At 74.3% G+C, this 4,527-nt stretch carries 6 protein-coding genes; 5 read left to right on the top strand and 1 reads right to left on the bottom strand.

Going from position 1 to position 4,527, the window contains the following annotated elements; genetic code table 11:
- From NBZ83_RS30240 to NBZ83_RS30230, 3 genes are all read left to right on the top strand, one after another.
- A partial coding sequence (locus tag NBZ83_RS30240; RefSeq protein WP_261576323.1) for a GNAT family N-acetyltransferase occupies nt 1-301 on the top strand: 301 nt, incomplete at its 5' end.
- The gene (locus NBZ83_RS30235; protein ID WP_261571195.1) at nt 291-908 is read left to right on the top strand and encodes a nucleoside/nucleotide kinase family protein; all 618 of its coding nucleotides are present in this window, start codon (nt 291-293) and stop codon (nt 906-908) included. The genes NBZ83_RS30240 and NBZ83_RS30235, both read left to right, overlap by 11 nt.
- A 187-nt stretch (nt 909-1,095) precedes the next feature.
- Complete coding sequence (locus NBZ83_RS30230; protein WP_261571196.1) at nt 1,096-1,896, top strand: ribonuclease FAU-1 family protein; 801 nt, start codon at nt 1,096-1,098, stop codon at nt 1,894-1,896.
- 31 nt (nt 1,897-1,927) lie between these two features.
- Here the strand turns inward: NBZ83_RS30230 and NBZ83_RS30225 are convergent, their stop codons facing one another.
- Entirely contained in the window at nt 1,928-2,455 is a 528-nt protein-coding gene (locus NBZ83_RS30225) for a TIGR03668 family PPOX class F420-dependent oxidoreductase (protein WP_261576322.1), read from the bottom strand.
- 174 nt (nt 2,456-2,629) lie between these two features.
- Here NBZ83_RS30225 and NBZ83_RS30220 point away from each other — a divergent pair, with 174 nt between their 5' ends.
- Together NBZ83_RS30220 and NBZ83_RS30215 are read left to right on the top strand one after the other, a co-directional pair.
- Nucleotides 2,630-4,273, top strand: coding sequence for an ABC-F family ATP-binding cassette domain-containing protein (locus tag NBZ83_RS30220; protein ID WP_261571198.1), 1,644 nt, complete (start codon nt 2,630-2,632; stop codon nt 4,271-4,273).
- A gap of 64 nt (nt 4,274-4,337) precedes the next feature.
- Nucleotides 4,338-4,527 (top strand): DUF2510 domain-containing protein (locus NBZ83_RS30215; RefSeq protein WP_261576321.1); only part of this gene is annotated, 190 nt, incomplete at its 3' end.

The raw sequence follows: 4,527 nt of genomic DNA, 5'->3' as shown, positions 1-4,527 counted from the left end.
GCTGTGGACCGAGCCGGGCTGGCCCGGCGTCGAGGCGATCTGGTACATCGGCCGACCCTGGTGGGGGCGGGGCTACGCCGTGGAGGCGGCTGCCGCGGCGATCACCTGGGTGCTCGGGTTCCGACCCGAGCTGAACCAGGTGATCGCGGCCATCGCGCCGGCCAACGCCCGATCCCTCGTGGTCGCGCGACGACTAGGGATGCGCCGGACGGCAACCGAGTACCTGCACGAGGAGGCGCACGCGATCTACGCCGTCAGTCGCGAGGACTGGACGGCGCCGGTGGTCAGCCGTGAGCGGTGACGTGAGCAGCGGCGTCGGGGCGAGCCCGGCGTCGGGGATCGCGCGGTGGGCGGCCGGCCTTCCGCCGCGGGCGGGGAACACGCGGGTGCTCGCCGTCGACGGGCGCTCTGGCGCGGGTAAGACGACGCTCGCGCAGGCCGTCGCCGAGCGACTCGACGCGCCCGTGGTGCACATGGACGACCTGTACGACGGGTGGGACGGGCTTGCCGCCGGCATCGATCAGCTCGTCGCGCGGATCCTGCGGCCGCTGGCCCGGGGGGAGCAGCCATGCTGGCGCAGCTACGACTGGCACCGGCGGTGCTACGGCGCCGACCGGACCCTGGATCCGGCAACCGCGACCATCGTCGTCGAGGGTGTCGGCGCCGGTGCGCGGGCGGCGGCGCCCCTGCTCAGCGGGCTGGTCTGCGTCGCGGCCCCGGTGCAGGTGCGGCGGCGGCGCGCCCTTGCCCGAGACGGGGACACCTTCGCCCCGCACTGGGAACGCTGGGCCCGCCATGAAGATCGGTACTTCGCCGCCGAGGATGTCGCTGGCCGGGCCGACATCCTCGTCAACAGCGCGCCCGCCCGGGACGGGACGCCCACCAGGTGGGCAGCCGGCGGCCGTTGATCAGATCGGTCCACCGGCGGCGGATCGCCAGGTTGTTGCGGTCGACGCCGGCGTGCGTGTTGAGATGCGGTGCCAGCGAGAGGGCTTCCCGGGCCGTTCGGCTCGGGCGGGCCGCGCGTTCGGTCCGGGCGGGCGGGCCGGAAGTCGCGGCCCATGCGGGCCTTCGCCGTACAGTCAGGCGGTGACGATGCCGGAGAGTCCAGCGGTCAACGGTCCTGGTCCTGCCTCGACGCCGCCCCGGCCGGCCGGGGTCTCGGCCGCGGGGGCGTCCTCGACCGGGCCGGTCTCCCGCCTGGCTGCGGAGGCGGCGACGGGCGGAGCCGCCAGGAGTCTGACGGCGGCCGCGCCGTACACGCCCGGCGAGGTGGTCGTGCACCGGTCGTTCACCACGAAACGGCTGGTCTTCGTCCGGACCGGCCACGTCGTCGGCCACGACGAGCGCGGCCTGCGGCTGTGGATCCCGCACGGCTGCCCGATGGCCGTCGAGCTCAGCGCCGACGGCCGCGGGCTGCGGGACATGCCCTTCGCCGAGTGGATCCGCCAGCCGACGGTGATGACGACGACCGTGTGGCGCGGACCGAACATCTTCATGCTGATCCCGCCGCGGGGCGCGAACTCGGTGTGGTGGTTCTGGGACTGGCAGGGGCGGTTCGTCCGCTGGTACATCAACCTGGAGGAGCCCGCCGTCGCCTGGCGTCACGACGACCTCGTCGGCGTCGACACCACCGATCACGACCTCGACCTGTGGGTCACGCCGGAGCGGACCTGGGAGTGGAAGGACGAGCACGAGCTGGAGGAACGTCTCGCCTACCCCGACCACTACTGGGTGCCCGATCCCGATGCGGTGCGCGCCGAGGGGGAGCGGCTACTACGACTGGTGGAGGCCGGCGCGTTCCCCTTCGACGGCACCTGGACCGACTTCCGGCCGGACCCGACGTGGCGAACCCCTGACGCGCTGCCCGCCGGATGGGATCGCCCCCGCGCCTAGAATCCCGAGGCCGGGGCGGGCCCGGCGTGGTTCAGACGGCCTCGGGGGAGTCGGCGTAGGACCAGCCGGACCAGCGGGTCACGGCCACGACGATGGCGGGTCCCGTCGGCGGGACCTGTTGGTACTGCGGGTAGCGCGCGGTCAGGGCGGCGACGGCCGCGGCGTGCCGCGGATCCCCGGCCTCCACGATGCGCGCCCTCCCGTCGGCCCGCGCCCACCACAGCCGCGCCCAGTCGTCGTCGTAGTGGTCGACCAGCAGGCTGACCAGCGGGTTGTTGCGGATGTCGCGCAGCCGACGCAGCCCGGTTCGGGTGCTCTTCGGCTTGTGGTCGACGATGGTCACGATCGTCGCGGGCAGCGCCTCACCGACACGAGCCCCGCCCCGGCCGCCGTCACCGTCACCGGCGTCGGCGTGGCTGGCCCCACCGGTCCCGCGGACCGCCTCGACGGCAAAGGTCACGGGTACCGCGAGCGGCTGACCATCCGCGCCGACGGTGGCCAGCCGGGCCACTCGAGCGGCGGCGAACCGCGCTCGGGCCTCGACACCGCTGAGCCGCATGCGTCCACTATCCCAGCGGACTCCCGGGCCCGAGGCTGGCCGAGGGATCGAACCTGTGTTCCCGGCCGGGATGAGCGGCTCGACCCGCCCGGGTTCGGCGGATGCCCTGGCCGCCCTGGCAGCGGTGCGTGGGCGGGCAGCCGCGACACGCCGGCGATGCGGGAGACTGGCCGGGTGTCCGCAACTCTTGTCGCCTCCGGCCTCACCGTCACCCGCGGTGGGGCGACTGTTCTCGACGGTGTCTCGCTCACCGTCGCACCCGGCGATCGGCTCGGGGTGGTGGGGCCGAACGGCGTCGGCAAATCGACGTTGCTGCGGGCTCTCGCCGGCCTGGTCACCCTGGACGAGGGACGGGTCGATCTCGCGCCGCCGACCGCGGGCGTCGGCCTGCTGCCCCAGGAACCCGACCGACTGCCCGGCGAGACCCTGCGGGCGTTCCTTGCCCGCCGTACCGGGGTCGGCGCCGCGCAGCGGGAGCTCGACGACGCCGCGCAGGCGCTGTCGGCGGGCGTCGCCGGTGCCGACGACCGGTACAGCGTCGCGCTGGAACGCTGGCTCGCCCTCGGCGCCGCCGACCTCGATGTCCGCGCCGAGGAGGTCTGCGCCGAGCTGGGCCTGCCCGCCGACGCTCTCGACAGCCCGACGACCGCCCTGTCCGGCGGCCAGGCCGCCAGGGGCTCGCTCGCGAGCGTCCTGCTGTCCCGCTTCGACATCACCCTGCTCGACGAGCCCACCAACGATCTCGACTTCGACGGGCTGGACCGGCTCGAACGCTTCGTCCGCGGCGTGTCCGGCGCGCTTGTCGTCGTCAGCCACGACCGCGAGTTCCTCGACCGCACCATCGACACCGTCGCCGAGATCGACCCGCACAAGCACGGTCTCACCCTGTTCGCCGGCGGGTGGGCGGCTTACCTGCAGGCCCGCGAGGTCGCCCGGCGCCAGGCCCGTGATCGGTACGAGGACTACGCCGACCAGCGTGACGGTCTCGTCGCGCAGGCGCAGCGCCAGCGGGAGCAGTCCGTGCGCGGCTCGGTGCGCGCCAAGCGGCGGATGCCCGACAGCGACCGGGCCGCCCGGGGCGCGCGCATCGAGGCGGCGACGAAGAGCGCCGCGCGGGTCCGGTCGATCGAGTCCCGCCTCGACCGGCTGGAGGGGGTCGAGGAGCCGCGCAAGGAGTGGCAGCTGCGCATGTCGATCGCGGCCGCTCCCCGTTCCGGCGACGTCGTCGCGACCCTCACCGGTGCGGTCGTGCGCCGGCCCGCCTTCACCCTGGGACCGGTCGACCTCACCGTTGCCTGGGCCGACCGGATCGTCATCACCGGGCCGAACGGCGGCGGCAAGACGACCCTGCTAGGCGCGCTGCTCGGCCGACTGCCGCTCGACGCGGGCGGTCAGTCCCTCGGCACCGGGGTGCGTCTCGGCGAAATCGACCAGGTCCGAGGACTGTTCCGCGGCGAGACCACCGCTCTCGCCGTCGCCGAGCGGGCGACGACATGGCCCGCGGCCGAGGTCCGTACCCTGTTCGCCAAGTTCGGCCTCGGCCCGGACCAGGTGACCCGGCCCGCGGCCTCACTGTCGCCGGGGGAGCGGACCCGGGCCGGCCTCGCGCTGCTGCAGGCCGTCGGCGTGAACTGCCTGGTGCTCGACGAGCCCACCAACCATCTCGACCTGCCCGCCATCGAACAGCTCGAACAGGCGCTCGCCGGCTACACCGGCACGTTGCTGCTCGTCACCCACGACCGCCGCATGCTCGACACCGTCGCGGTGACCCGCCGCCTGCACGTCACCGGCGGCCTCGTCGCCGAGAAGGCGCTTTGATGTCGGGATTCGGACACCGACAGCGGTGTGGCCCTGTGCGGGTGGCAGATGCCAAAGTGGCGCCATGACGCAGACCGTCCCGCCAGGCTGGTACGCCGATCCGAGCGGGCAGCACGGTTCCCGATGGTGGGACGGCAACCAGTGGACCGAGCACATCCAGCCGGCGGCACCGCAGGCCCAGTACGGCGGGGCCGGGCAGTACGGCGGGGCCGGGCAGTACGGCGGGGCCGTGCCGGGCCAGGGCGCGGCCGTGC

Origin of the sequence: Frankia gtarii (assembly GCF_025403375.1) — a bacterium.
GTDB lineage: Bacteria > Actinomycetota > Actinomycetes > Frankiales > Frankiaceae > Frankia > Frankia gtarii.
The sequence above is the reverse complement of the archived record's forward strand: the minus strand, read 5'-3'. Positions and strand labels throughout refer to the sequence as shown.

Coding starts and splice junctions, on each gene's coding strand:
- NBZ83_RS30225 (WP_261576322.1), bottom strand. CDS start 2,455: ATGCGGCTCAGCGGTGTCGAGGCCCGAGCGCGGTTCGCCGCCGCTCGA.
- NBZ83_RS30230 (WP_261571196.1), top strand. CDS start 1,096: ATGCCGGAGAGTCCAGCGGTCAACGGTCCTGGTCCTGCCTCGACGCCG.